Here is a 24,356-nt window from a genome sequence, read left to right as displayed (position 1 = left end):
TACGACATGTGTGTAGAATCACATGGTTAACGTTCCGTTTCGCAGCAAGGCCAGACACGCTGAAGTGTGCCGAAAGTGAACCCGCCCGCGATCGCGGGCGGGTTCAAGACTACTGAACCATGGTCAATCGGGCAGCGAGTAGGCGATGATATAGTCGCCCGGATCCGTGCCCACGGAGCCATGACCGCCAGCGACCATCACGACATACTGCTTGCCGTTGTCGAGCGCATAGGTCATCGGGGTCGCTTGGCCACCAGCTGGCAGGCGGATCTCCCAAAGCTGCTCGCCGGTCGTCAGGTCATAGGCACGCAGGTAGTTGTCGACGGCTGCACCGAGGAACACCACGCCGCCCTTGGTGATCATCGGACCACCAATACCTGGCACTCCGACCTTGAAGGGCAGCGGCAGCGGCGTCATGTCGTAAATCGTACCATTGCGCTTCTGATAGGCGATCTCGCCCGACCGCAAGTCGACGCCGGCAATGGTGCCCCACGGCGGCGCCTGGCAGGGAATGCCGAGCGGCGACAGGAACGGCCCCATGACGACGCCGTAAGGTGCGCCCTCGTTGCGATTCAGTCCCTGCTCGGACCCTGTTGCGCCTTCTTCCTTCGGCGGAATGTCGGAACGCGGAACCAGCTTCGATGTAAAGGCGAGATAGGTCGGCATGCCGAACATCACCTGGCGCTCCGGATCGACGGCGACCGAACCCCAGTTGAAGGTGCCGAAATTGCCGGGATAGACGAGTGTCCCTTCCAGCGAAGGCGGCGTGTACTGACCCTCGTATTTCAGCTGATGAAACTGGATGCGGCACATCATCTGGTCGATGATCGTCAGGCCCCACATGTTGCTTTCAGTGAGTGTCGGCGGACGGAAGGTCAGATCCGAGATCGGCTGGGTCGGCGCTGTGAAGTCTTCGGGGATCGCACCACCCGGTGCCGGGATCTCGCGCACCGGAATGATCGGCTCGCCCGTCCGGCGGTCCAGCACATAGATGTCACCCTGCTTCGTTGGGCCAATCAGCGCGGGTGTCACCGCACCCTCGGCATTCGTCAAATCCAGAAGCACGGGCTGTGCCGGCACGTCCATGTCCCAGAGATCGTGATGCACGGTCTGGCGCACCCAGCGATCCTGTCCCGTGTTGACGTCGAGCGCGACGATCGAAGAAGAGTATTTCTCGACGCTTTCGCTACGCCCCATACCGAGCTGGTCAGGAACCTGATTGCCCAGCGGGATATAGACGAGGCCGAGTGCATCATCGACCGAGAAGATCGACCAGCTGTTGGGAGAATTCGGCGTATAGGCCTCGTCGGGGCCGATCGGAGCAGTTTCCGTCGGGTTGCCGCTGTCCCAGTTCCAGACCAGTTCGCCCGTGTTGACATCGAAGGCACGGATCACGCCGGACGGCGACTGCGTCGAGTAGTTATCGTTGACGGCACCCCCAATGATGATCTTGCCAGCAGCGATGACCGGCGGCGACGTCGAGTAGTAGTAACCGGCCGGATTGTAGGGCATGTTCTGCTCGAGACGCAGCGTGCCGCCATTGGCGAAATTCTCGCAGATGGCGCCGGTTCCGGCATCCAGCGCGATCAGACGCGCGTCCGAGGTCGGCAGGTAAACGCGTTCGGCACAAACAGTGCCTTCAACGGCTGTCGGATCGCGGTAGTAGGTGACACCGCGGCAGGTCTGGTGCTGGCGGTCGGGTTCGAGGCCGGCATTCGGATCGAACTTCCACTTTTCCTGCCCAGTCTCGGCATCCACTGCGATCGCCCAATTGTGCGGCGTGCAGAGGTAGAGCGTATCGTCGACCTTGAGCGGAGTGACCTGATAGGTCGTCTCGCCAACATCCTCCGGCAGCTTGACGTCACCCGTCTGATAGGTCCAGGCGATCTTCAGATCCTGAACGTTTTCGGTATCGATCTGGGTCAGCGGCGAATAGCGCTGCCCGTAGGGTGTGCGACCATACTGGTGCCAGTCAGCGTCGGGCACGTCACCACCAAGCGCCGGCGCTGCCGCCACCTGTTCGGTAGGAAGCCGACCATCGCGGTCATACGAGTTGGTAAACAGCGAAATGACAGCGACCACCGTCGCAATCAGCACGGGCACGGCGACCGGCAGGAGACCCGCCGCCACACGGCCACGGCGATGGGCCGGCCCCAATTGCCGGCGAACCGCCGGAAGCATCAGCCAGAGGCCGAGAACGACGATCAGTCCACCTCTCGGTCCAAGCTGCCACCAGTCGAGCCCGACTTCGGACAGCGCCCAGACGAGGCTGCCAAGAATGAAAAGGCCGTAAAGCCAGAGAGCCTCGACCCTGCGCAGGACAAGCAGCACGGCCGTCCCGAGAAAAACAAGGCCGGCGATCAGGAAATAAGGGCTGCCGCCGAGCAGCAAGAGCTGTGCGCCACCGATGCCGAGCACCAGGCCCAGCACGCCGAATATGACAGCGGTGATAGTGAGAAACATACCGGTTCCAATCGTAATGCGAGATGGAAAATTGGCCCTGACCTTTTGAGGTAAAGACAACAATCACCAAGGCCGAACGTGGCAAAAGCGTGATTGTTCCATTTTCTGAAACCTCTTCGGAAACCGTGGAATGCTCTTGATCCCGCCGCTATCGATTGCCATCTTGCGCCGCACAAGAATGGGAGTGCGATCATGACCAAGGCCCTGCTGCTTATCGACATCCAGAACGGTTTTTGCCCGGGCGGCAATCTGCCGGTTGAAGACGGCGACGCAGTCGTGTCCGTGGCAAACCGCCTGATGGCAAACGGCACTTATGATCTGGTCGTTGCCTCGCAGGACTGGCACCCTGCAAACCACGGCAGCTTCGCTTCCCAGCATCCGGGCAAGAAGCCCTTCGACATGGGCGAACTCTCCGGGCAGCCGCAGGTGATGTGGCCGGACCATTGCGTGCAGGGCACGCAGGACGCGGACTTTCACCCCGATCTCGACGCAGACCGCATCGATTTCGTCCAGCGCAAGGGCGAGAACCCCGCCGTGGACAGTTATTCCGCCTTCCGCGACAATGACAAAGCCGCACTCACCGGTCTGGCCGACTGGCTGAAGGCAAAGGCTGTGACCGAACTCCACGTCATGGGACTGGCCACAGACTACTGCGTGAAGTTTTCAGCTCTTGATGCCGTGGACATGCTGCCGGGCGTCAAGGTCCGCCTGATCGCCGATGGTTGCCGTGGTATCGATGCGAAGGGCGTGGAGGACGCAATCGAGGCCATGCGCGAGGCGGACGTCGAGATCATCGACAGCAGCCGAATCGGTTTCTGAGGAAGTTTCTGCAAAGGATTCGTGCGATTGCCTTTTTTGACGGCAAGCGCTAGAGCCGAGCCAGTGAGAAGACAGGGAGGACGCCGGTCATGGAAGTCGTCACCACGATCGCCGCTTTGCGACAGAAGCTCGCGCCCCGCCGCCGCGCCGGCCAGACCATCGGCTTCGTGCCGACCATGGGTTATCTGCATCAGGGTCACCTGAGCCTGGTCGGCCGCGCCAAGTCCGAAAACGACGTCACGGTCGTCTCGATCTTCGTCAATCCGCTTCAGTTCGGCAAGAACGAGGATCTGGAGAAGTATCCGCGCGACCTGGCCCGTGACAGCGCGATGCTGGAACAGGCCGGCGTCGACTATCTCTTCGCGCCGGGCGTGGAAGACATGTATCCCGAACCGATGCAGACGGCTGTCGATCTGCCGAAACTCGGCTCGGAGCTCGAAGGCGAGGCTCGTCCGGGCCACTTCGCCGGTGTGGCGACCGTGGTCACCAAGCTCTTCAACATCGTCCAGCCGGATGCCGCCTATTTCGGCGAGAAGGACTACCAGCAGGTCACCATCATTCAGAAGATGGTCGAAGATCTGGCCCAGCCGGTGCGCGTCGTACCCGTGCCAACGGTCCGCGAAGCCGACGGCCTCGCCTGTTCCTCGCGCAACGTCTATCTCTCGCCCGCCGAACGTGCCGCAGCCGTGATCGTACCGAAGACTCTTGGCGAGGCCGAAAGGCTTCTGCTTACCGGCATCCGCGACGTCGCGACCCTGGAAGCAAAACTCGTCGAGTTCCTGCAGACAGAACCGCTGGCAGAGCCGGAGGTAGTAGCCATCCGCGATCCGCGCACGCTCGAGCGCATCGAGACGGTCAAGGAGACCGCCCTCGTGCTTCTTTACGTGCGCTTCGGCAAGACCAAACTTCTCGATAACCGCATCATCGGCCAAGCGGCCGCCACCGGCATGGAGGCCGCCTGAACATGAGCACACCACCCCGCCAGAAGCGTTTCACCCCGGCCGACATCACCGCCCTTAAGGGCGTCAGGCCGATCGTGTCGCTGACCGCCTACACGACCCCCATCGCCCGCATCCTCGACCGCCACTGCGACCTGCTGCTCGTCGGAGACAGCCTCGGCATGGTGCTCTACGGTATGGACACGACCGTCGGCGTCACCATGGACATGATGGTCGCCCACGGTCAGGCCGTCATGCGCGGCGTGTCCCGTGCTTGCGTCATCGTCGACCTGCCCTTCGGCTCCTACCAGGAGAGCAAGGAACAGGCCTTCCGCAATGCTGTCCGCCTTATGAAGGAGACCGGCTGCGACGGCGTGAAGCTCGAGGGCGGCGCGGAAATGGCGGAAACCGTCGAATTCCTCGTCAGCCGCGGCGTGCCGGTCTTCGGCCATATCGGCCTGATGCCGCAGCAGGTGAATACGTCGGGTGGCTATCGCTCGAAGGGGCATAGCGAAGTCGAGCAGGACAAGATCCGCCGCGACGCCAAGGCGATCGATGAAGCCGGCGCCTTTGCCATGGTGATCGAAGGCACTGTCGAGCCGCTCGCCCGCGAGATCACCACCACGGTGAAGGCAGCAACAATCGGCATCGGCGCCTCGCCGGCCTGCGACGGCCAGATCCTCGTCTCCGATGACATGCTGGGCCTTTTCAACGAGTTCAAGCCGCGTTTCGTCAAGCACTACAGCGAACTTGCCGAGGTGATCGAGAAAGCCGCAAGCGACTACGCGGCTGAGGTCAAGGAGCGCATCTTCCCTGGCCAGGAACACACGTTCCAGATCCGGCCGAAGAAATAGCCAAAATTTCGATGGGTCCCTCAGCTGACCGGAATGGTTTCCGCGACGGTTGCTCTCAGGAGTTAGATGAAGCGCGGTTGGCGCTGGGGAACGCTGACACAGATGTCGCGCAACGCACTCATGTGACAGTCGGGCCAGGACGATGAAGGACTATCGCCCTGACGTGATCTTTGTTGTCAGCGGCGAGGTTTGGCGCGACTTCTGTGCGCTGCGCGAGGCGTGGGGACACCCTCTGACAGTGGGACTGTCCGACGAGTGCATCACCTATATCAGAAGCGCCATCCGAGCCGGAGACACCGCTAAAGCGGCGCATTGGAGAGCCGTTCGGGATCTCGCCACCCAATATGGCCTATCCTGGATCAGCGCGGTCGAAGTGGAAGGAGCGCTGATTCAGGAGGAACCTGAAAACAGTATTTTCAGATATCCGCCGATTTCACAGCGCAAGCGGGTCGTGATTGACGGCCGAAGCCCGGTGTCGATCTGACCACAATCGACAGCCGCGGCGATGAAGCCGGAGCGCGGGCAGTCCGTGAACTTCCTTGAATGCGACTTTTCGACAAGACGCCGGCAGTCACCCAAGGCCAATAGGCAATCATCAATGCCGATGGTCGTTCCATCAGCGGAATTGGTTTGTCGGACAAGCCGACAGCGGCTAGCCAGCAGAGAAACGTGAGAAACTGCGCCATGTCCCGATCAGAGTTCACCGTGGGTGCATTGAAGGCCCTCCCCGTCATCATATCAGCGGGGCCTTTCGCCGTGCTGTTTGGCGCGGTGGCAGTGGCAAACGGCCAGACGGTCGCCGAGGCCGCCCTGATGAGCGCGACCGTTTATGCCGGCGCAAGTCAGTTGGTCGGCATCGAGCTCTTCGGCCAGGCCGTGCCCATGTGGGTCGTGATCCTGTCGATCCTCGCGGTGAACTTCCGGCACATCCTCTATTCGGCCGCGATCACGCCCTTCATGGATCATTTCACGCTGCCCCAGAAAATGCTGAGCTTCTTCCTGCTCACCGATCCGCAATTCGCCGAAACGCTGGCGCGTGGCGAAAGCGGCCGCGGCGTCTCCTTCCCCTGGTATGTCGGTTTCGGCGCGATGATCTATGTGCCTTGGGTCGCCATGACAGCCGTCGGCGGACTGGTTGGCAAGGCAATGGGCGATCCGGCAGACTGGGGCATCGACGTGCTCCTGCCGATCTACTTCCTCGGCCTGGTGCTCGGCTTCCGCAAGCGAGGCAATTTCCTGCTGATCGTGGTGGTGAGTGCGGTGGTCTCCATCATTGCCCAGCATCTGATCGGCTCACCCTGGCACATCAGTGTCGGGGCACTCGCCGGCGTCCTGCTCGCGGCCCTGCTGCCGCTGCCCGAACCTCCGGTCGAGCACGAGGAGGCGAGCCGATGAGCACACTCTTCACGCCCTACATGACGCTTTTGATCGCCGCCGCTGCCGCTGCAACTTTCGCAACCCGCATTGGCGGCTATATCTTGGTGAAGCGCCTGAAGCACATGCCGCCCCGACTTGAGGCGGCGCTGAACGCGGTTCCGGCAGCGGTTTTGACGACCCTTGTCGCGCCAGCCTTCTTCTATGGCGAGATCGACGTGAAGGTCGCCATGGCGGCGGCCTTCCTGATCGGCTTGCGCTTCGGTGCAATCCCGATGCTGATCGGCGGTTGGGCCGCCGTCATGCTGATGCGTCAGTTCGTCGGCTGACGCTCAGCGCCCAAAGGGCGCCGTTGCCTGTTCCAGCCACTCCCGGGTCGAAGCGTCCCGGATCAACGGCAAGAGCTCTGCGCGCGTCTTGGCATGATAGGCATCCAGCCATTGCAGCTCGTCGCGCGTCAGCAAATCCTCGACGATGAGCGAACGGTCGATCGGCACAAAGGTGAGCGTCTCGAAGCCGAGCATCGGCTGGTCACCACCTTCGATCGCCTCGGCCTCGCGCACATAGATCAGGTTTTCGATACGAATACCGAAACTGCCGGGACGATAGTAGCCGGGCTCGTTCGACAGGATCATGCCGGGCAGCAGCTCCTGGGTCGAAAGCCGGGCAATCCTCTGCGGCCCCTCATGCACCGAGAGATAGGAACCGACGCCATGGCCCGTGCCATGGGCGAAGTCGGCTCCGGCCTTCCAGAGGGCGATACGCGCCAGGGGATCGAGATCGCAACCACGCGTGCCCTTGGGGAAACGCGCCGTGCTGATCGCGATCATCCCCTTGAGCGCCAGCGTGAAGAAGCGCTTTTGCTCCGCCGGAACCTCGCCGACAGCGAGCGTGCGGGTGATGTCGGTGGTTCCGTTCACATACTGCGCGCCCGAATCGATCAGGAACATCTCGGCCGAACGGATCTGTCGGTCGCTTTCGGTGGTGACACGGTAGTGCATGATGGCGGCGTTCTCGCCGGCACCGGAGATCGTGTCGAAGGAAATGTCCTTGAGCGGGTTCTGCATCCGCTCGCCAACCGCTGCGCGCACCGCTTCGAGCTTCTGCGCCGCCGCAATCTCCGTCAGGCTGCCATGCGGCTGTTCGTTGAACCAGTGAAGGAACTCGACCATTGCCACACCGTCCTGCAGGTGTGCAGCCGCCGAGCCGTTGAGCTCAACCATGTTCTTGACCGCCCGACCAAGCTTCGCCGGGTCGTTGCCTTCGACAACTTCACCACCGCTCTCGCGGATCATCCGCGAAAGTGCGTAGGGCGTGAAGTCAGGATCGACCAGAATGCGCGCATCGTCACCCGCCACTCGCTCGATGTGTTCGGCCAGAACCGCCGGATCCACCTGCACGCAGAGATCGCGCAGATAGCTTTCCACTTCGAGATTGGTCTTTGCACTGTCGAGAAAGAGTTCGGCCGAACCGTCTGCCTTGATGATCGCACGCGAAAGCGGGTGCGGCGTATGCGGCACGTCACTACCCCGCAGGTTGAAGATCCAGGCCACCGACGAGGGATCGGCAATCAGCACAGCCGCCAGGTTCTTGTCGCGGAGATCGGCGGCAATGGTTTTCAGCTTGTCGGCGGCAGAAACACCGGCCTGGTTCAGCGCCTGGATCATCACCGCGCCCTTGGGCTCGGCCGGACGGTCGGTCCAGAGGCGATCGACGGGATTGAATGGCAGGAACACCAGACTGCCGCCCTTGTCGGCCAACGCCTTCTCCAGCCGGCGGACTTCCGCTCCCGTATGGGTCCAGGGGTCGATGCCGAGGCGGAAACCCTTCGATGCGCGGTTTTCGATCCACTTGTGCGGCGGCTCGCCGACGAGGTCGCCCGGCGTGAACACCGATGCATCGACCTGCTGGGCAAGCTGCGTGACATAGCGGCCGTCGACGAAAACGACGGCGAGCGTTTCGGTTACCATCAACATGCCGGCGGAACCGGTGAAGCCCGTCGCCCAGGCGAGACGCTCGGCGGACTCAGGCACATATTCTCCGAGATACTCATCCGAGCGCGGCACGAGCAGTCCATCGATCTGAAGTTCGGCAAACAGCGCGCGAAGGGCTGCGATCCTGGACTTGCCGTGATGCGGCGTGGACTTGACCTCAAAGGACTGAAACATGGCATGGCTCGCGATGGGTTTCGGATTCTGTCAGGGCTTATAGCAAGGCCGCATCGCCCCCACCACCACCGCCGCACGCTTTCGCAGCATATGCGCGTCAGCAGCTATTGTTATGCCGCAAATTCAGGCAGAGCTTATGCTGCTATGCAGCATTCGCAAGTCTCCCGTGCTCTAGCCCCTCTGACTGAACAAGCGAGAACAGACTATATCAGGGTCATCGAGGACGCGACAAACCAGCGTCCACAACGGAAAAGGAACCGAGAGATGGCCAAGTCTTTCCTGCGCACCGCCCTCAGCAATCTCGTCGAGGCACGCCAGCGCCGTGCCGATCTCTATACGACGGGCGCTCTCCTGTCGCTCGATGACGCATCGCTGGAGGCCATGGGCCTGAAGCGCGAGGAACTGCGCCGTCGTCCGCACCAGCACTCGATCATCTGATCACTTGACGGTCTGAACGTCCGTACAGTCTAGCATCCGCTTGAGCGCTCCTCCCACGCTCGCGGACCTCGGCGCGGCATGATGCCGATGCCAAAAAGGCGGCTCCTTGCGGGCCGCCTTTTTTTTGTATTCTTCGTTGGCTGACGTAAGGTGTCAGCCCTTCCCTTGCGTGAAGTGGATCGTCACCCAGCCATTGCGCCAGATCGTCTTCACATGCGACAGGCCCTGGCCGCTATAGGCCGCAATCACCTTCCAGCGTTGCTCGGCAAGGATACCGGAGAGGATCACGGAGCCACCCGGCGCGAGATGCGCGACCAGCTGCGGTGCCATCTTGATCAGCGGTCTCGCGAGAATGTTGGCAATGACGAGATCGAACGGACCATGCTGGCGAAAAGCCGTCGAGTGAAACCCGGGCGCCGTGCGGAAGTCGATACCCTCGACGATCTGGTTGCGACGCGCGTTCTCCTTGGCGACGCGGACGGCGATCGGATCGATGTCCGTCGCCAGCACCGGTACCGGGAGCAGTTTGCGCACGGCGATTGCCAGCACGCCACTGCCCGTACCCAGGTCTAGCGCATTGCGGACCTTGCGAGAGCGAACCACCTTCTCGATGACTTCCAGGCAGCCTGCCGTTGTGCCGTGATGACCTGTCCCGAAGGCCTGGCCAGCGTCGATCTCGATCGCGACATCATGCATCTGCACCTTGTCCCGGTCATGGGAACCATGCACCAGGAAGCGACCGGCGCGCACCGGCTTCAATCCCTCGAGCGATTTGGCGATCCAGTCGATGTCCGGGATAACCTCCCGCACGATCGTCGCATCGGAGAATTCCTCGGCGAGCAGGTCCTCGACACGTGGCCTGACCTCGTCTTCCTGGTCCGCCATCATATAGATGGACGCTTCCCAGACATCCGCCTTCTCATCGACCTCGGTGGTCGCGATCGCGAAATCCTCTTCGCCGAAAGCAAAGCTCATCAGATCGAGGATCCGGTTGGCGTTTTTTTCGGTGGTGCTCACATAGAGGCGAATTTCGCTCACGGTCGTCTTCCTCGAAGGTCTGGGCGGTCAGGCGTTGCGGTACAACGCAAATGACGCCATGGCAACCTCCGGCGAAGCAGCTGAGATCAGCCCTTCATCAGGTTTTCGAGCTTCTTGACGGCCGTATCCGGGTTCTCGCCATAGGCGATCGTGCCCTTGAAGCGCCCCTCGGCATCGAGCAGGAAAATCGAAGCAGTATGATCCATCGTGTAGTCACCATCGGGCTGTGCCTCATCGAGCGGGACCTTCTTCGCGTAGACCCGGAACCCCCTGACGACCTCTGCGACCTTGTCGGGTTCCCCAGCAATCGCCTTCACCCGATCCGTGACGTTGGAGACATAACGGCCGAGGATCTCCGGTGTATCCCGCTCGGGATCAACAGTCACGAAATAAGCCTGCAGACCCTTGGCGTCGGGATCGACCTGCTTCAACCAGCCATCCAGCTCGAAAAGCGTTGTCGGGCAGACTTCCGGGCAATGGGTGAAGCCGAAGAAAAGCGCCGTCGGCTTGCCGCGGAACGCCTGTTCGGTGATCGGCTGGCCGTTCTGGTCGACGAGCTCAAACGGCACGCCGAAGGGCGCCTCCGCTGTCTTCTGATCCGACTGCGTGACCGAGTAGGTCAGCCAGCCGAGAACACCCGCCATGACGACCACCGCCGCCCACAAGATGACCCTGACCGTTTTCATGATGGCATTCCCTTGAAATCGAACTTCTCGCCCAGCCGGATAAGCCTCCCGGCGAAAGAAGGCAATTCAACTCGCTGTAAATGCTGGAACGAGCGCTGATTTGTCACGGACCACGATGGCTAGAAGCAATAGGCCAGACCGGATTCGATCAAGCTTAGGAAGATGTCCGAGCCATAGTGCAGCCAGCCCAGGAAGACAGTCACAGTGAACAACGTCCCTGCAAGCATGAGGGCGGTCAGAGGCAACCATTTCTGTGAGCGCGCGAAATCGGACATGACGCCATGATAGCGCAGTTCGTTCAGGATGAAACGCGAGAATTTGAACTCCGGGCCTTGCGATTTGACGGATATCAAGGAACACACGTGGTAGTTTCTGACAGATTGTCGCAGCACCGCATGTCTTGGGAGGGACACATGGAACAGCAGGCACTCGATCGGGGCTCTCTGCCGAAGCTGCAGATCAACCGGCTGCGCATGAACGATATCCGTGCCGCCTTTTCCGACGGGTGGAGTGACTTTCGCACCTATCCCGCCTACGGCCTGTTCTTTGGTGCAATCTATGCGGCAGGCGGCATCTTCATCGCCGTGATGCTTACTTATTACCACCTGCCATGGATGATCATTCCGGTCGCGATCGGCTTCCCGCTGATCGGACCGTTCATTGCCGTTGGTCTCTACGAGATCAGCCGCCGGCACAGGCTTGGCGAACCCGTCAGTTGGAAGGCGATCCTCGCTGAAGTCTTTCGCCAACGCGAGCGGCAACTGTCCTGGATGGCCTTCGTCGTGCTCTTCATCTTCTGGATCTGGATCTACCAGGTTCGTCTTTTGATGGCTCTGTTCCTCGGCTTCCGCGTTCCCGCAACCCTCGACGCATTCGTCAATGTCGTGCTCACCACCCCGGAAGGTCTGCTCTTCCTCGCCGTGGGCACTGTGGTTGGAGCAGTCCTTGCGATGATCCTCTTCAGCGCCACGGTCATCTCGATGCCGCTGCTTCTCGATCACGATGTGGATTTCGTCACCGCCATGCTGACCAGCATGCGCACGGTGATCGAGAACGCAGCCCCCATGCTCGTCTTCGGACTGATCATTGCCGCCTTGGCCATACTCGCCATGGCGCCGCTTTTTCTCGGGCTGCTGGTCGTCTTGCCGGTCGCGGGACACGCGACATGGCACCTTTATCGTCGCGCAATCACAGCCACCTAACTCGCGAGACACAAAGAATTCGACCGCTGGCTGCATTATTAGTTCCTGATTAACTAATATTAGAGATTCTGCATCGGCGTTTTGGCTCAAATGAGCCAAGCGGACATGATCGTCCGCCGGGATACTCCTCTCCGGATTGCGCATGACACGTCACCGGCGTGCAGGGGCAGTCGGGACAAGGGCTGGGGAGTTTCATGGTCAATCTCATCACGGGTAAAGACCTGTCCGTCAAACAGCGCCTTATGACGCTGGGCGCCGCGGCAGTGCTGGGCATCGGCTCGATGCTGGCAGTCGGTTGGTACCAGAACGCACGCATATCGACCGCAATCCACGACTCAATCGAAATCAAGAATGAAGTCGAGCGCATCAACGAGATGCGCCTGGCCAATGCCAATATGGTGCTGGCGGCCATGGACACGATCATCGACAGCGGGGAAGGAAGCATCCAGCCGGAGCGTGTCGAGATCATCAACGCCGCTGTCGCGCTCCTTCAGGATGGTGCGTCCGTCCTTGCTTCTGTCGCTGCAGAAGCCGGTTCGCCGGGCGAAGTGGCTAGCTACGAAGCCGACCTGAATGCCGTCGCGCAAGCCATCCAGGTCGACCTGAAACGCATGGTCGAGACCGGCGCGCCGGAAGAAGAATACGCCGCCATCGACGATGCGATCGACGGTGCGGGCGAGCGTCTGGGCAACGTGCTCAACAACCTCTCGGCCCTCGGTGGCAATCTGGTCGAGGACTATGTCAACGAGGCGACACGCCGAAGCAATCAGGCGCTGACCTTCCAGCTTGGGCTGGGCAGTATCGCCTTCTTCTCGGTTATCGCACTCCAGCTCATTCACGGCAACTCGATTGCCAACGGCATCCGGCTCGTTCGCACGAGCATGCAACGCATCACGGATGGCGACTACCAGACGGAAGTCGCCGGGACTGACCGGCATGACGAAATCGGCGGCATGGCCCGTTCGGCCGATATCTTCCGCAAGGCGGCTATCGAAAAGCATGACCTGGAGGAAGCAAGCCTTTCCCAGCGGCTGCAGAACGAGGCTGAGCGCGAGAGCCGCACGGCAACCATGGAAGCCGACACGCGCGCCCTCAAGCTCGCGGTCGACGCGCTCGGCGAAGGACTGACCCGCCTGTCTCAGGGTGATCTCTGCGCAACCATCGCCGGCCCCTTCCCGCAGGATCTCGAGCGGCTCAGGATCGATTTCAACGAAGTGGCCATCAACCTCAAGCGGGTCATGACCGAGATCGCGACCAACAGCAGCTCGATTCGCGCCAACGGCCAGCAGATGAAGAGCGCCGCAGACGATCTTGCGCGTCGCACCGAGCAGCAGGCCGCCTCGCTCGAGGAAACGTCCGCCGCCCTCTCCGAGATCACCGAAACCGTCAAGAGCGCAACCGACCGGGCCGAAGAAGCCAGCCACATGGTCGACAATGCGAAGGACTACGCCGAGAAATCCGGCGCAGTCGTCAATGACGCCATGTCCGCGATGAACCGCATCGAGGATGCGACCGACGAAATCGGCAAGATCATCAACGTCATCGATGAGATCGCCTTCCAGACCAACCTTCTCGCCCTGAACGCGGGCGTCGAGGCGGCCCGTGCCGGCGACGCCGGCAAGGGCTTCGCCGTCGTGGCGCAGGAAGTCCGGGCATTGGCCGGACGCGCTGCCGATGCGGCGCGCGACATCAAGACCCTGGTCACCCGTTCCAACGACGAAGTGCGCTCCGGGGTGGAGCTGGTGACGGCGACCGGACAGGCGCTGCACCGGATTGGCGAAGATGTTTTACGAATTAATGAGCACGTTAAGGCAATCGTTACCAGCGCGAGAGAACAATCAGTTGGACTGAGCGAGATCAATTCGGCCGTCAGCCAGATGGACCAGGTCACGCAACAGAATGCCGCGATGGTGGAGCAGACCAATGCGGCGAGCCACACGCTGGCAAGTGACGCGGAAAACCTTTCGCGACTTGTCGGACAGTTCAAGGTGAACTTGGGCGAGGCTGCTCATGACCAATATCAGGAGGCTGCGCGCGCCGCCTCCCCTCAGAGACCGTCTCCCGCACGGGCGCTGATGAACAAGGTTGCGGGATCGTTCAACCGTACCGCCACGGCAACAGCCTCTGCTGCCGCAGCACAGGAACACTGGGAAGAGTTCTGAACATGAGTAATGCCATCAAACAGTCGGGCGCCTATCTGGAAATCGTATCCTTCCACCTCGGCGATCAGGAATTCTGCATCGACATCATGGCCATCCGCGAAATCCGCGGCTGGGCACCGGTCACCCCGATGCCGCATACCCCCCCTTACGTTCTCGGCCTGATCAACCTGCGCGGCGCCGTCATCCCGGTCATCGACATGGCCTGCCGTCTCGGCATGAAGATGACCGAACCGTCGGAACGGGCAGCGATCATCGTCACCGACATCGCCGGCAAGCTGGTCGGTCTCCTGGTCGAACAGGTCTCGGACATGATGACGATCAAGAGTGAAGACCTGCAGCCGGCACCGGAAATCATCCCGGAAGCCCAGCGCGCCTTCTGCCGCGGCATCGTCGCACTTGAGAAGTCGATGGTCTGCTTCCTCAACCTCGACACCGTCATCGCCGACGAGCTCGCTCAGGCCGCCTGATCAAATCTTATTTCTTCCCAGGAAGGAGCCTCGACATTGTCGGGGCTCGTTCCCGTTTGCGCAGCAGACAGGCCCGCTGGATATCCGCCTGGGCGAGCGGGACTACAAGTTATAGTAAACACTTATTTTACCAAATACGGAACCGTCGCGGCATTTTGACGTTTCTCCATGACTTCCGACGACGCGGAAGTTTCTGAAAAGAAACCAAGGAGAAACATCATGAATAATGCAGTAAAGCTCGCGCTCGCCGGTGCTATGTCTATCGCCTCTGTCTCGGGCGTTGCTCTCGCGCAGACCGCTACACCGATGGTCGACACGACGACCACCACCAATTCCACGACGATGGCTGAAGGCGTGAACATCGTTTACCTTGACAGCCTGAACAATGATCAGAACCGTCAGCAGCATACGCGCCTCGAAGCCATGGTCAACGACCAGAGCGCCCTGTCTGAAGCGCAGGCTGAAGCAAGCGCTGATCCGGCTATCATGGCAGCTCTGCAGGAAAAGAGCATCGAAACCATGAACGTCATCGACGTCGAGACGGCCGCAAACGGTGGCAAGGTCGTCTACGTTAAGTAAGCTCGCTTACGTAACGTTCAATAACGCCCTGGATCCGCAAGGCTCCAGGGCGTCTTTGTGTGGAGAGTTGAACAGGATGCTCTCCGTCCGGCTGCGAAATTGGGGGTGACGCGGAGCCGGTTCAAAATGCATGACCCACTGTATCGCCCCATTGAAGTGACAGATGTCACACCGGGCATGCCGATCCCGATTCTCCCCAAAACTGGTCTGTCAGTTCGGCTTGCCCGATGTCCAGACGACCGTCTGATTGAACAGCGGCACGGTCGAGATCGCCATCTTGGCCGAGCCTTCTACAACCTGTCGCGAATGGGCAAGATAGATCAGCGTATCGTTCTTCTTGTCGTAGATGCGATTGACGACGAGCGACTTCCAGATGATCGAGAGCCCTTCCCGGAAGACCTCTTCGCCATCCTCCGAAAGATCGATATCGCCGATTTCGATCGGTCCCGTCTGGCGGCAGGCAATCGAGTTGTTCGAGGGATCCTCGAACCAGTTGCCTTTGGACAGCCGATCGATGATCGAGCGATCGAAATAGGTGACGTGGCAGGTAACGCCCTTCACTTCGGGATCGGTCATCGCTTCGATGACGATGTCATTGCCGACCCAGTCCACGCCGACCTTGCCGACGACTTCGGACGATGCGGGGATCGCCGTCGAGGCGAGAATGGCGGCAGCGGCGGCGGCTTTGCGAATCGACATGGACTTCACTCCTTCGTGATATCCCTGAAGATAGGATGCCCGGTCACGCTTGCAAGGCGAGCGATTTCTTCTTCGGCTTGCGGGCAAAGGAGCAGGCATCATAGCCATGCCGGTGCAAACGCCCCGGATTGAGCCCGAGCGTCACAGCGAGATCGAAGAGGTCTTCAACCTCGGCCTCCAAAGCCATGGCAAGGCAGGCTTCGGCGCAGATGCGCGCATCTTCGGCGGCATTGTGGTGCAGGAAGCTGAAGCCGAGATGCGCGGCCAGCACGTTCAGCCGGTGCGATCCGAGCGAGGGCCAGTGGCGCTGGGCGAGCTTGACGCTGCACAGATAGGACAGCTCCGGATACTCCAGTCCCGAAAAATCGAGGCAGGCCCTCAGCACCGAAAAATCGAAGGAGGCATTGTGGGCGATCATCCGCGCGCCCTCGAAGTCACCGGCGAACTCTGCCATCACATCGGGAAACTCGGGCGCATTGGCCGTATGTTCGGGCCGGATGCCGTGAATGGCGATGTTGAAGGGCGAGTAGCGGTTTTCCGGCGGCCGGATCAGGCGCTCCTCGACGCGCACGACGCGGCCGTTCTCGATAAAGGCGAGGCCGATGGAGCAGGCACTGGCACGCGCCTCGGTCGCGGTCTCGAAGTCGATGGCAATCGTCTTGCCGGAGAATTGGGAGGTGGACATTCGAAAGCCTTAAAACCTCAAGCGGATTCGGACAAGGGTCCGGGCGTCGCTCTTGACCGACGCCTGCGCCCTCTCCACCATATGCCTATGGCTAAAACTTACTCGACCACCTCTATGACCCTTCTTGTGATCCCCCTTTGCAAGGGTGTCCGGGTCAGGTCGCGTCTGTAGAACCTACTTATCCCGAACGCCCTGCGGTTGAGCAGGCGTCCGGTTCGCTCTCCCGCCCACGACATGGAGAGCAAGAATGCCGCAATCACATCCCGTCGCTTCCCGCGAGGAGCATCCCTGGCCAGAAGGCCTGATGATCCGTGCGCGATCTCAAGTCGACGCCGCCGCGATCGCCGACCTGCACAATCTGCCAGGCTACCGCTGGGGCACCATGCGCCTCCCCTATCACAGCGTCGAGGAAATCAGGCGCGGCATAGAACAGCAGTCCGGCGATGCCCGATACCTCGTGGCCGTATTCGACGGCACGGTGGTCGGCGATATCGGTTTGTCGCCGGCAAAAGGCAGGCGTGCCCATGTCGCAACGCTCGGCATGGGCGTGCATGACGACTTTACCCGACGCGGGATCGGGCGCGCGCTCCTCGGCGAAGCCGTCGGCATCGCCGATGACTGGCTGAACCTGCGACGCCTTGAACTGACCGTTTATGCGGACAATTGCGCCGCGATCGCCCTCTATGAGAGCTTCGGCTTCACCGTGGAAGGGAGGATGGTGGACTACGCTTTTCGCGGCGGAGCCTATGTCGAGGCCTTGGCCATGGCGCGGCTTCGCTGATGACGTGTCCGGGTGGTGCGAGGCCTATGGTTCACCATAGCGCAGCGTTTTCGTTCCCTGCCCCTCGACTTTCTGGGTCGAGACGGGTAGGAACAGCGCCAACATACCCGCAATCGGCGGGCGCGGTGCTTTGGCCCGCATCATCCATCACATTCGAAAGACCACTCCATGACTGATTTCGACGCCATCGTTCCGGCGATCGCTGAGGCCTTGCGCAAGCGCGGCTACGATACCCTGACACCCGTGCAGCAGGCCATGATCGACCCCGAGCTGGAAGGTCGCGACGCGCTCGTCTCCGCCCAGACGGGCTCCGGCAAGACGGTTGCCTTCGGTCTCGCCATGGCCCCGACGCTGCTGCCGGAAGGCGGTCGTTTCGAGCGCGCCGGCGCACCGCTGGCTCTCGCAATCGCACCGACCCGAGAACTGGCCATGCAGGTCATGCGCGAACTGGAGTGGCTCTTTGCCGAGACCGGCGCGATCATCGGTTCCTGCGTCGGCGGCATGGACATTCGCAATGAGCGCCGCGCACTGGAGCGCGGTGCCCATATCATCGTCGGCACACCGGGACGCCTGCGCGACCACATTACCCGCCGCGCGCTCGATCTGTCCCAGATGCGTGTCGTCGTGCTCGACGAAGCCGACGAGATGCTCGATCTCGGCTTCCGCGAAGACCTCGAATTCATCCTGGAAGAATCGCCCGACGATCGACGCACGCTGATGTTCTCGGCAACCGTGCCGCGCTCGATCGCTGACCTCGCCAAGAGCTACCAGCGCGACGCACGCCGCATCGAGGCCGTGTCCGAACAGAAGCAGCATGTCGACATCGAGTATCGTGCGCTCGCCGTCGCCAATCCCGATCGCGAGAATGCCATCATCAACGTGCTGCGCTTCTATGAAGCCCGCAACGCCATTGTCTTCTGCTCCACCCGTGCTGCCGTCAACCACCTGACCTCACGCCTGCACAACCGCGGCTTTTCGGTCGTGGCGCTGTCAGGCGAGCTTTCGCAGAATGAACGCACCCATGCGCTGCAGGCCATGCGCGATGGCCGTGCGCGCGTCTGCATCGCGACCGATGTCGCCGCCCGCGGCATCGACCTGCCGGGCCTCGAGCTCGTCATCCATGCGGACCTGCCGACCAATTCCGAAACCCTTTTGCACCGTTCCGGCCGCACAGGCCGCGCCGGCAACAAGGGCGTCTCGGCGCTGATCGTGCCGAACAGTGCCCGTCGCAAGGCCGAGCGCCTGCTTGGCGGCGCCAATGTTCGCCCGACCTGGGCGCTTCCGCCCTCCGCCGACGAAGTTCAGGCCCGCGACGATGAACGCCTGATGGGCGATCCCATGCTGACGGAAGTGATCACCGAAGACGAAGCACCGATGATCGCATCGCTGATCGCGACCCACGGCGCCGAACAGGTGGCCGCTGCCTTCCTGCGTTTGCAGCGCGGCAAGCGTTCGGCACCCGAAGATCTGATCCCCGTCAGCCTCGAAGCCGGCAAGGCCCGCAAGGAGCCGGACTATGCCAACCCGGCCAACTCGGCGACCAAGCCGCGTGGCGATTTTGGCGCCAGCGTCTGGTTTTCCGTTTCCGTCGGCCGCCGCCAGAATGCCGAGCCGCGCTGGCTGATCCCGATGCTCTGCCGCAACGGCAACATCACCAAGAACGAGATCGGCGCGATCAAGATGCAGCCGGAGGAAACCTTCGTCGAGATCGCTGAAAGCGCACTCGACACGTTCCTGGGCGCGCTTGGCCCGAACAAGGCGCTTGAGCGCGGCATTACGCTGTCACAGCTCCCCGGCATGCCGGACTTCAACGCGGCTCCGAAGGAGCGCGCCCCCCGCCCACCGCGCGAGGAAGGCGATCGCAAGCCCTTTGGCGACAAGAAGCCTTATGGTGACAAGAAGCCCTACGGCGAGAAGAAGGCCTATGGCGACAAGGCACCCTATGGTGAGAAGAAGCCGTTCGGCGACAAGAAGCCCTACGCCCGCAAGGACGACGGCCCTGCCCGGCCACCGCGCGACGCCATGGCGGTGACGGACTCGGAAGTCTGGGGCGACGCGCCCAAGCCGAAGCGTCCCGACTGGAGCGACGACAAGCCCGGTTTCAAGAAGAAGCCGAAGGGTGCGTCGAATTCCTGGGACAAGCCTGCCAAGCCCGACTGGGCCGGCAAGCCGAAGGGCGACAAGCCCGCCTTCGCCGGCGCCGGCAAGCCCAAGGGCAAGTTCGACGACCGTGGCCCATCGGCAGGCCCCAAGAAAAAGACCTTCAAGCCGAAGGGCTGATCGGCCCCTGGCCGCAGGACGTGTACATGCAACGCTCCTGCCAGACATGAACCGGTTGCCTCACGGCAGCCGGTCAACCTCCCGCCAGACGGAACAACCACCCCCATTTGCGCATTCCCTGCGCGGCAAGGGACGGTGGAACAATGGCAGAAGTCGCAGATGAACGTCACGAATCGGCACGGGTAAGCCGGTTTCTCGTCGGCCTTGCACGCGGGCTTGCCGGTGCCCTTCTCTTCTCCATCCCCATGCTGATGACCATGGAGATGTGGTTCCTCGGCTTCTACATGGACCGAGAGCGGCTTCTTCTGCTGCTGGTCCTCAACCTGCCTCTCCTCGTCGGACTTTCCCACCGTATCGGCTTCGAACGGACCGCCACATGGCGCGAATCGGCCCGCGACGCGATCGTTGCCTATGGCATGGGCGTCGCCGCCAGTGCGCTGATCCTTGTGCTGCTCGGGGTGATCACGCTCGATATGGCGCCGCGCGAATGGGTCGGAATGGTGGCGCTACAGGCAGTACCGGCAAGCATCGGTGCATTGCTCGGCCGAAGCCAGCTCAGCATGCAGGACGAGGATGCCGATGACGAGCAGGACGGTGCCGATCCAAGCCAGGAGGCCAATACCGGCTACCTCACCGAGCTCTTCATGATGGCCGTGGGTGCACTTTTCCTGTCGCTCAATCTGGCCCCGACAGAGGAGATGATCCTTCTCGCCTACAAAATGACCATCTGGCATGCGCTTGCCCTCATGGCACTGTCGATGATGCTGATGCATGGCTTCGTTTATGCGCTCGCCTTCAAGGGCGGCCACAGTCTTCAGGAGGAAACGCCGGTCTGGCATGCCTTTGTCTGGTTCACCATCCCCGGTTACGTTGTCGCCCTCGCCGTCAGTCTCTACAGCCTCTGGACCTTCGGTCGGCTGGATGACCTCGGCATGGCAGAGGCCCTTCTGACGCTGGTCGTGCTCGGCTTTCCGGCAGCGATCGGCGCGGCCGCCGCCAGACTTATTCTTTAAGGAGGCCCGACATGACCCGTGACAATGCCAGCAAAGCGACCGACCCCATACGCCCGCATTGGGTGGAATGGCTCACCGGCCTTGCGGCAACCACCATTGTCGTGGCGGTGATCGGCTGGATGGCATTCGAAGCGATGACGAGCGACGACCGCCCACCGGAGCTTGCCGTCCTGATCCTCGCCATTGATCCCCAGCTCTCCGGCTGGCGCGTCATGATCGAGGTACGCAATTCAGGTGATCAGGCGGCCGCTGCGGTGGAAATAAAGGCGGCGCTCCTCGACGGACCTGAGCTGGTCGAGGAAGCGGGAATGACCTTCGACTACGTCGCTGCCGGGTCGACTTCCCGGGGCGGTCTGCTTTTCGTCAACAATCCGTCTCTCCATCAGCTGCAGGTTGTCCCATCCGGTTTCACTGAGCCGTGAACGTCTCGGATCGGCACGCGGCCATATGCAATCCAGGGTTTTGGATTCATCGAACCTTAATTTTTAGGGGATTAATACTAGTATAAATGAAAATGAACTCTTTACGGCCAGGGTTGCATTCGGCACCTTGACGTAAGACGGTCGCAATGTTTGCGAGCAAACATATTTCATGACAGCAGACGGCGGCAGATAAGCTCTCGCGTCGACTGATCGATTTTCGTTTCAAGTCATTCTGTATGGTCAAAACCTATGTTGAAGCAACGGATTGAAGCGTGGGTCATCCGCGATATTGGGCTCACAGAATTCGACAACTGGGATGCGGTAATCCGCTTTGCGACCAGACTGTCGATCCGTAATTCCATCATCGCCTGCTTCATGGTCGCAGGCATCTTGCTTGTCCTGCATGCCTTCGATGTCTTGCTCAACCCGTTGTTGCGCGATCTGGCAATCGGCTGCGGCATCGCCATGATTGTATCCTTCGTCCTGACGATGCTCTGCTCGCTCTACATGGGCTATGCGGTCATTCACCTCGCCAGAACACGGCTCGAGTTCCGCCAGTTGAGCCGAACCGACATGCTGTCCGGCCTTCTCAATCGCCGCGCCTTCATCGATGATCTCTCTCAGGTTGAGCGCGGGCATCTGCTGATCCTGGACATCGACCGTTTCAAGCAGATCAACGATCGCTATGGCCATCTGGCCGGCGACGACGTGATTGTCTCGGTTGCAAGAACGCTGTGCGAAATCACCGGACCCGCCCATCTCGTCGCGCGTATCGGCGGGGAAGAGTTCGCCATCCTCTTTCGGGATGCCGAGTTTGCCGATGTCATCGCGATGGCGGAAAAGCTACGGCGAAACATTGCCAACCGTCTGGTCGAGTCCATGCACCAGTCGATCGCCGTCACCATATCCGGCGGCTTGGCCGACATCACACCGCTTCGCGATTTCACGGCCGTCTACGCCGCAGCCGATCAGGCGCTTTATCTCGCGAAGTCGTCCGGCCGCAACAGGATCGTGCTCGAACGCGATCTGCCGCGCACGCCCTATCAGCCGGAACCCGTTCGGCTCGACCTTGCGGAAACGGCGATTACCGCAGCCTGACCTCAGCCGCCGATCAGCGTCAACCACTCGTCTTCGGTCATCACCTGGACGCCGAGCTCACGGGCCTTGTCGAGCTTGGAGCCGGCACCCGGCCCCGCGACCACATAATCCGTCTTCTTCGACACGGAGCCCGCAACCTTGGCTCCGAGCCCTTCTGCCCGGGCCTTCGCCTCGTCACGCGTGAAGCGCTCCAGCGATCCGGTGAAGACGACGGTCTTGCCAGCCACGGGACTGTCGCTTGCGACCGGCGCCTCGGCGTCCACGGGCGTCACTTCGCTCAAAAGGCGCTGCACGACTTCCAGATTGCGCGGCTCCTTGAAGAACTCGACGATCGAGGCGGCGACCACCTCGCCGATCCCATCGATGCTGTTCAACTCGTTCCAGGCGTCGCCAAACTTTGGCCCTGCCGCCTGCATGGCTTCCGCAAAGGCTGCGTAGCTGCCATAGGAGCGGGCCAGAAGCTTCGCCGTGGTCTCGCCGACATGGCGGATGCCGAGCGCGAAGATCAAGCGGTGGAGCGCGATCTCGCGCCGGGCATCGATCGCCTCGAACAGCTTGCGCACGCTGACACGACCAAACCCATCGATGTTTTCAAGTTTCGTCAGCGACTGGTCCTGACGTGCCTTCAGCGTGAAGATGTCGGGCGCCGTGCGGATCATCAGCGCCGGATCGTCGCTCTCGAAGAAGAAGTCCACCTGCTTCGTCCCGAGCCCTTCGATGTCGAAGGCATTGCGTGAGACGAAATGCTTGATGTGCTCAACAGCCTGCGCACGGCAGACGAAACCGCCGGTGCAGCGCGTGACAGAATCAAGCTTGCCCGTCTTCTCGTTCTTCTCCCGCACAGCATGGCTGCCACAGACCGGGCAGGTCTTCGGGAAGACATACGGCGCCGCAGCTTCTGACCGCTTTTCCAGCACCACGTCGAGCACCTGCGGGATGACATCTCCGGCGCGCTGGACGATCACGGTATCGCCGATACGAATGTCCTGGTCGTCAGGCCGGATGCGGTCGCCGGAATTGCCGATGCCCTTGATGTAGTCCTCGTTATGCAGCGTCGCGTTGGTCACGACGACGCCTCCGACGGTGATCGGCGTCAGACGCGCGACAGGCGTCAGCGCACCTGTGCGGCCCACCTGGATGTCGATGGCTTCGACCGTGGTGAAGGCCTGCTCCGCCGGGAACTTGTGAGCCGTCGCCCAGCGCGGCGATCGGGACCGAAAACCGAGGCGCGCCTGAAGATCGAGCCGGTCGACCTTGTAGACGACACCGTCGATATCGTAGTCGAGATCTGGACGCTGCAGCCCGATCTCGCGGTAATGGTCGAGTATGGACGAAATCGACGTCAGCCGCTGCGTCAGCGGATTGATGGGGAAACCCCAGCGGCCGAAGACCTGCACCATCTCCCATTGCGTCTCGGCCGGCATCTGGCTCATCTCGCCCCAGGCATAGGCAAAGAAGCGCAGCTTGCGGCTGGCCGTCACCTTCGGATCGAGTTGACGCAGTGAACCGGAAGCCGTGTTGCGCGGATTGACGTAGGTCTGCCGGCCCTCGGCCTCCATCTGCGCGTTGAGCGCCAGGAAGTCGGACTTCGCCATATAGACTTCACCGCGCACCTCGACGATGTCAGGGGCATCCGCCGGAAGCTCGGTCGGGATTTCCTTGATCGTCAGGATATTGGCGGTGACGTTTTCGCCCGTCGTCCCGTCGCCTCGCGTCGCGGCCGTCACCAGTTTACGGTTCTCGTAGCGCAGCGACATGGAGAGCCCGTCGATCTTCGGTTCGGCGGTAAAGGCGATGGAATTGTCCGGCAACTGGCCGAGGAAGCGGTAGACGGAAGACACGAAGTCCTGGACGTCCTCATCCGAAAAGGTGTTGTCGAGCGACAGCATCGGGCGGGCATGAACGACCTGCGCGAAGATGCCGGCAGGGGCCGCACCGACGCGCTGGGAGGGACTATCGGTCCGCACCAGCTGCGGAAACTGCGCTTCGATCGCGTCATTGCGCCGCTTCAGCGCGTCATAATCCGCATCCGAGATCTCCGGCTTATCCTTGCCATGATAAAGCGCGTCATGATGGGCAATCTCGCTTGCCAGCCGTTGCAATTCGGCCTTCGCCTGTTCCTCGGTCAAGGTCTCGACAGGAATGGTCTCAACAGCCATGGCAACCTCCGCATTTCTTCAGTCGGGTTTA

General features: G+C 61.3%; 24 protein-coding genes. 16 read left to right on the top strand and 8 right to left on the bottom strand.

From position 1 onward, the window contains the following. Positions 1–123: 123 nt before the first annotated feature. Positions 124–2,463, bottom strand: a complete 2,340-nt coding sequence (locus BSY240_RS01200; RefSeq protein WP_069041143.1) for a glucose/quinate/shikimate family membrane-bound PQQ-dependent dehydrogenase — start codon at positions 2,461–2,463, stop codon at positions 124–126. Positions 2,464–2,655: 192 nt separating this feature from the next. On the opposite strand from BSY240_RS01200, the gene pncA reads away from it, so the two are divergent. The 6 genes from pncA to BSY240_RS01170 all read left to right on the top strand — a co-directional run bounded on the left by pncA (position 2,656) and on the right by BSY240_RS01170 (position 6,777). After that, a complete protein-coding gene (gene pncA / locus BSY240_RS01195) occupies positions 2,656–3,282 on the top strand; it encodes a bifunctional nicotinamidase/pyrazinamidase (protein WP_069041142.1) in 627 nt (208 codons plus the stop codon). 89 nt (positions 3,283–3,371) lie between these two features. Further along, complete coding sequence (gene panC / locus BSY240_RS01190) at positions 3,372–4,244, top strand: pantoate--beta-alanine ligase (RefSeq protein WP_069041141.1); 873 nt, start codon at positions 3,372–3,374, stop codon at positions 4,242–4,244. A 2-nt stretch (positions 4,245–4,246) separates the two neighbouring features. Continuing rightward, complete coding sequence (gene panB, locus BSY240_RS01185; protein WP_054151707.1) at positions 4,247–5,074, top strand: 3-methyl-2-oxobutanoate hydroxymethyltransferase; 828 nt, start codon at positions 4,247–4,249, stop codon at positions 5,072–5,074. Positions 5,075–5,216: 142 nt separating this feature from the next. Then, positions 5,217–5,558 carry a hypothetical protein gene (locus BSY240_RS01180; RefSeq protein ID WP_054151706.1) on the top strand — a complete coding sequence of 114 codons (342 nt, stop codon included), beginning with the start codon at positions 5,217–5,219 and terminating at the stop codon, positions 5,556–5,558. 200 nt (positions 5,559–5,758) lie between these two features. Continuing rightward, positions 5,759–6,469 (top strand): AzlC family ABC transporter permease, encoded by a 711-nt coding sequence (locus BSY240_RS01175; protein ID WP_069041140.1) that lies wholly within the window; start codon positions 5,759–5,761, stop codon positions 6,467–6,469. Next, the gene (locus BSY240_RS01170; protein ID WP_054151704.1) at positions 6,466–6,777 is read left to right on the top strand and encodes an AzlD family protein; all 312 of its coding nucleotides are present in this window, start codon (positions 6,466–6,468) and stop codon (positions 6,775–6,777) included. The genes BSY240_RS01175 and BSY240_RS01170 overlap by 4 nt, the downstream gene beginning before the upstream one ends. Before the next feature lie 3 nt (positions 6,778–6,780). Here BSY240_RS01170 and BSY240_RS01165 read toward each other — a convergent pair whose 3' ends face one another. Then, a complete protein-coding gene (locus BSY240_RS01165; protein ID WP_069041139.1) occupies positions 6,781–8,616 on the bottom strand; it encodes an aminopeptidase P family protein in 1,836 nt (611 codons plus the stop codon). 264 nt (positions 8,617–8,880) lie between these two features. Between BSY240_RS01165 and BSY240_RS24060 the strand changes: the two genes are divergently transcribed. Next, positions 8,881–9,054, top strand: a complete 174-nt coding sequence (locus BSY240_RS24060) for a hypothetical protein (protein WP_054151702.1) — start codon at positions 8,881–8,883, stop codon at positions 9,052–9,054. A 153-nt stretch (positions 9,055–9,207) separates the two neighbouring features. On the opposite strand, the gene BSY240_RS01160 is transcribed toward BSY240_RS24060, so the two are convergent. From BSY240_RS01160 to BSY240_RS01150, 3 genes are all read right to left on the bottom strand, one after another. Next, positions 9,208–10,092, bottom strand: coding sequence for a 50S ribosomal protein L11 methyltransferase (locus BSY240_RS01160; RefSeq protein WP_069041138.1), 885 nt, complete (start codon positions 10,090–10,092; stop codon positions 9,208–9,210). Positions 10,093–10,178: 86 nt separating this feature from the next. Continuing rightward, entirely contained in the window at positions 10,179–10,778 is a 600-nt protein-coding gene (locus tag BSY240_RS01155) for an SCO family protein (protein ID WP_069041137.1), read from the bottom strand. Positions 10,779–10,897: 119 nt separating this feature from the next. Next, positions 10,898–11,140 (bottom strand): hypothetical protein, encoded by a 243-nt coding sequence (locus BSY240_RS01150; RefSeq protein WP_069041136.1) that lies wholly within the window; start codon positions 11,138–11,140, stop codon positions 10,898–10,900. Between the two features lie 51 nt (positions 11,141–11,191). Here BSY240_RS01150 and BSY240_RS01145 point away from each other — a divergent pair, with 51 nt between their 5' ends. From BSY240_RS01145 to BSY240_RS01130, 4 genes are all read left to right on the top strand, one after another. Beyond that, entirely contained in the window at positions 11,192–11,980 is a 789-nt protein-coding gene (locus BSY240_RS01145; protein WP_069041135.1) for a DUF2189 domain-containing protein, read from the top strand. A 194-nt stretch (positions 11,981–12,174) separates the two neighbouring features. Then, positions 12,175–14,142, top strand: a complete 1,968-nt coding sequence (locus tag BSY240_RS01140; protein ID WP_069041134.1) for a methyl-accepting chemotaxis protein — start codon at positions 12,175–12,177, stop codon at positions 14,140–14,142. Positions 14,143–14,144: 2 nt separating this feature from the next. Further along, the gene (locus BSY240_RS01135) at positions 14,145–14,609 is read left to right on the top strand and encodes a chemotaxis protein CheW (RefSeq protein WP_006725961.1); all 465 of its coding nucleotides are present in this window, start codon (positions 14,145–14,147) and stop codon (positions 14,607–14,609) included. Between the two features lie 219 nt (positions 14,610–14,828). Further along, positions 14,829–15,188, top strand: coding sequence for a hypothetical protein (locus tag BSY240_RS01130; RefSeq protein ID WP_054151696.1), 360 nt, complete (start codon positions 14,829–14,831; stop codon positions 15,186–15,188). A gap of 210 nt (positions 15,189–15,398) precedes the next feature. On the opposite strand, the gene BSY240_RS01125 is transcribed toward BSY240_RS01130, so the two are convergent. Together BSY240_RS01125 and BSY240_RS01120 are read right to left on the bottom strand one after the other, a co-directional pair. Then, positions 15,399–15,887, bottom strand: coding sequence for a CreA family protein (locus tag BSY240_RS01125; protein WP_054151695.1), 489 nt, complete (start codon positions 15,885–15,887; stop codon positions 15,399–15,401). 43 nt (positions 15,888–15,930) lie between these two features. Further along, positions 15,931–16,572, bottom strand: coding sequence for a 3'-5' exonuclease (locus tag BSY240_RS01120; RefSeq protein WP_069041133.1), 642 nt, complete (start codon positions 16,570–16,572; stop codon positions 15,931–15,933). 247 nt (positions 16,573–16,819) lie between these two features. On the opposite strand from BSY240_RS01120, the gene BSY240_RS01115 reads away from it, so the two are divergent. From BSY240_RS01115 to BSY240_RS01095, 5 genes are all read left to right on the top strand, one after another. Further along, a complete protein-coding gene (locus BSY240_RS01115) occupies positions 16,820–17,353 on the top strand; it encodes a GNAT family N-acetyltransferase (RefSeq protein ID WP_069041132.1) in 534 nt (177 codons plus the stop codon). Between the two features lie 168 nt (positions 17,354–17,521). Further along, complete coding sequence (locus BSY240_RS01110; RefSeq protein ID WP_069041131.1) at positions 17,522–19,633, top strand: DEAD/DEAH box helicase; 2,112 nt, start codon at positions 17,522–17,524, stop codon at positions 19,631–19,633. 143 nt (positions 19,634–19,776) lie between these two features. Continuing rightward, on the top strand, positions 19,777–20,646 hold the full coding sequence (locus BSY240_RS01105) for a TIGR02587 family membrane protein (protein WP_069041130.1): 870 nt from the start codon (positions 19,777–19,779) through the stop codon (positions 20,644–20,646). A gap of 11 nt (positions 20,647–20,657) precedes the next feature. Next, positions 20,658–21,068 carry a hypothetical protein gene (locus tag BSY240_RS01100; RefSeq protein WP_069041129.1) on the top strand — a complete coding sequence of 137 codons (411 nt, stop codon included), beginning with the start codon at positions 20,658–20,660 and terminating at the stop codon, positions 21,066–21,068. Positions 21,069–21,317: 249 nt separating this feature from the next. Then, entirely contained in the window at positions 21,318–22,166 is an 849-nt protein-coding gene (locus BSY240_RS01095) for a GGDEF domain-containing protein (protein ID WP_069041128.1), read from the top strand. A 2-nt stretch (positions 22,167–22,168) separates the two neighbouring features. Here the strand turns inward: BSY240_RS01095 and ligA are convergent, their stop codons facing one another. Next, positions 22,169–24,325 carry an NAD-dependent DNA ligase LigA gene (ligA, locus tag BSY240_RS01090; protein WP_069041127.1) on the bottom strand — a complete coding sequence of 719 codons (2,157 nt, stop codon included), beginning with the start codon at positions 24,323–24,325 and terminating at the stop codon, positions 22,169–22,171. Positions 24,326–24,356: the final 31 nt, after the last annotated feature.

The organism is Agrobacterium sp. RAC06, from assembly GCF_001713475.1.
GTDB lineage: Bacteria > Pseudomonadota > Alphaproteobacteria > Rhizobiales > Rhizobiaceae > Allorhizobium.
This window is presented reverse-complemented; position numbering and strand designations above follow the sequence as displayed.

What these genes read in the sequence shown, in the direction of transcription:
- BSY240_RS01200 (WP_069041143.1), bottom strand. Translation starts at nt 2,463, where the DNA reads ATGTTTCTCACTATCACCGCTGTCATATTCGGCGTGCTGGGCCTGGTG.
- pncA (WP_069041142.1), top strand. Translation starts at nt 2,656, where the DNA reads ATGACCAAGGCCCTGCTGCTTATCGACATCCAGAACGGTTTTTGCCCG.
- panC (WP_069041141.1), top strand. Translation starts at nt 3,372, where the DNA reads ATGGAAGTCGTCACCACGATCGCCGCTTTGCGACAGAAGCTCGCGCCC.
- panB (WP_054151707.1), top strand. Translation starts at nt 4,247, where the DNA reads ATGAGCACACCACCCCGCCAGAAGCGTTTCACCCCGGCCGACATCACC.
- BSY240_RS01180 (WP_054151706.1), top strand. Translation starts at nt 5,217, where the DNA reads ATGAAGGACTATCGCCCTGACGTGATCTTTGTTGTCAGCGGCGAGGTT.
- BSY240_RS01175 (WP_069041140.1), top strand. Translation starts at nt 5,759, where the DNA reads ATGTCCCGATCAGAGTTCACCGTGGGTGCATTGAAGGCCCTCCCCGTC.
- BSY240_RS01170 (WP_054151704.1), top strand. Translation starts at nt 6,466, where the DNA reads ATGAGCACACTCTTCACGCCCTACATGACGCTTTTGATCGCCGCCGCT.
- BSY240_RS01165 (WP_069041139.1), bottom strand. Translation starts at nt 8,616, where the DNA reads ATGTTTCAGTCCTTTGAGGTCAAGTCCACGCCGCATCACGGCAAGTCC.
- BSY240_RS24060 (WP_054151702.1), top strand. Translation starts at nt 8,881, where the DNA reads ATGGCCAAGTCTTTCCTGCGCACCGCCCTCAGCAATCTCGTCGAGGCA.
- BSY240_RS01155 (WP_069041137.1), bottom strand. Translation starts at nt 10,778, where the DNA reads ATGAAAACGGTCAGGGTCATCTTGTGGGCGGCGGTGGTCGTCATGGCG.
- BSY240_RS01145 (WP_069041135.1), top strand. Translation starts at nt 11,192, where the DNA reads ATGGAACAGCAGGCACTCGATCGGGGCTCTCTGCCGAAGCTGCAGATC.
- BSY240_RS01140 (WP_069041134.1), top strand. Translation starts at nt 12,175, where the DNA reads ATGGTCAATCTCATCACGGGTAAAGACCTGTCCGTCAAACAGCGCCTT.
- BSY240_RS01135 (WP_006725961.1), top strand. Translation starts at nt 14,145, where the DNA reads ATGAGTAATGCCATCAAACAGTCGGGCGCCTATCTGGAAATCGTATCC.
- BSY240_RS01130 (WP_054151696.1), top strand. Translation starts at nt 14,829, where the DNA reads ATGAATAATGCAGTAAAGCTCGCGCTCGCCGGTGCTATGTCTATCGCC.
- BSY240_RS01125 (WP_054151695.1), bottom strand. Translation starts at nt 15,887, where the DNA reads ATGTCGATTCGCAAAGCCGCCGCCGCTGCCGCCATTCTCGCCTCGACG.
- BSY240_RS01120 (WP_069041133.1), bottom strand. Translation starts at nt 16,572, where the DNA reads ATGTCCACCTCCCAATTCTCCGGCAAGACGATTGCCATCGACTTCGAG.
- BSY240_RS01115 (WP_069041132.1), top strand. Translation starts at nt 16,820, where the DNA reads ATGCCGCAATCACATCCCGTCGCTTCCCGCGAGGAGCATCCCTGGCCA.
- BSY240_RS01110 (WP_069041131.1), top strand. Translation starts at nt 17,522, where the DNA reads ATGACTGATTTCGACGCCATCGTTCCGGCGATCGCTGAGGCCTTGCGC.
- BSY240_RS01105 (WP_069041130.1), top strand. Translation starts at nt 19,777, where the DNA reads ATGGCAGAAGTCGCAGATGAACGTCACGAATCGGCACGGGTAAGCCGG.
- BSY240_RS01100 (WP_069041129.1), top strand. Translation starts at nt 20,658, where the DNA reads ATGACCCGTGACAATGCCAGCAAAGCGACCGACCCCATACGCCCGCAT.
- BSY240_RS01095 (WP_069041128.1), top strand. Translation starts at nt 21,318, where the DNA reads ATGTTGAAGCAACGGATTGAAGCGTGGGTCATCCGCGATATTGGGCTC.
- ligA (WP_069041127.1), bottom strand. Translation starts at nt 24,325, where the DNA reads ATGGCTGTTGAGACCATTCCTGTCGAGACCTTGACCGAGGAACAGGCG.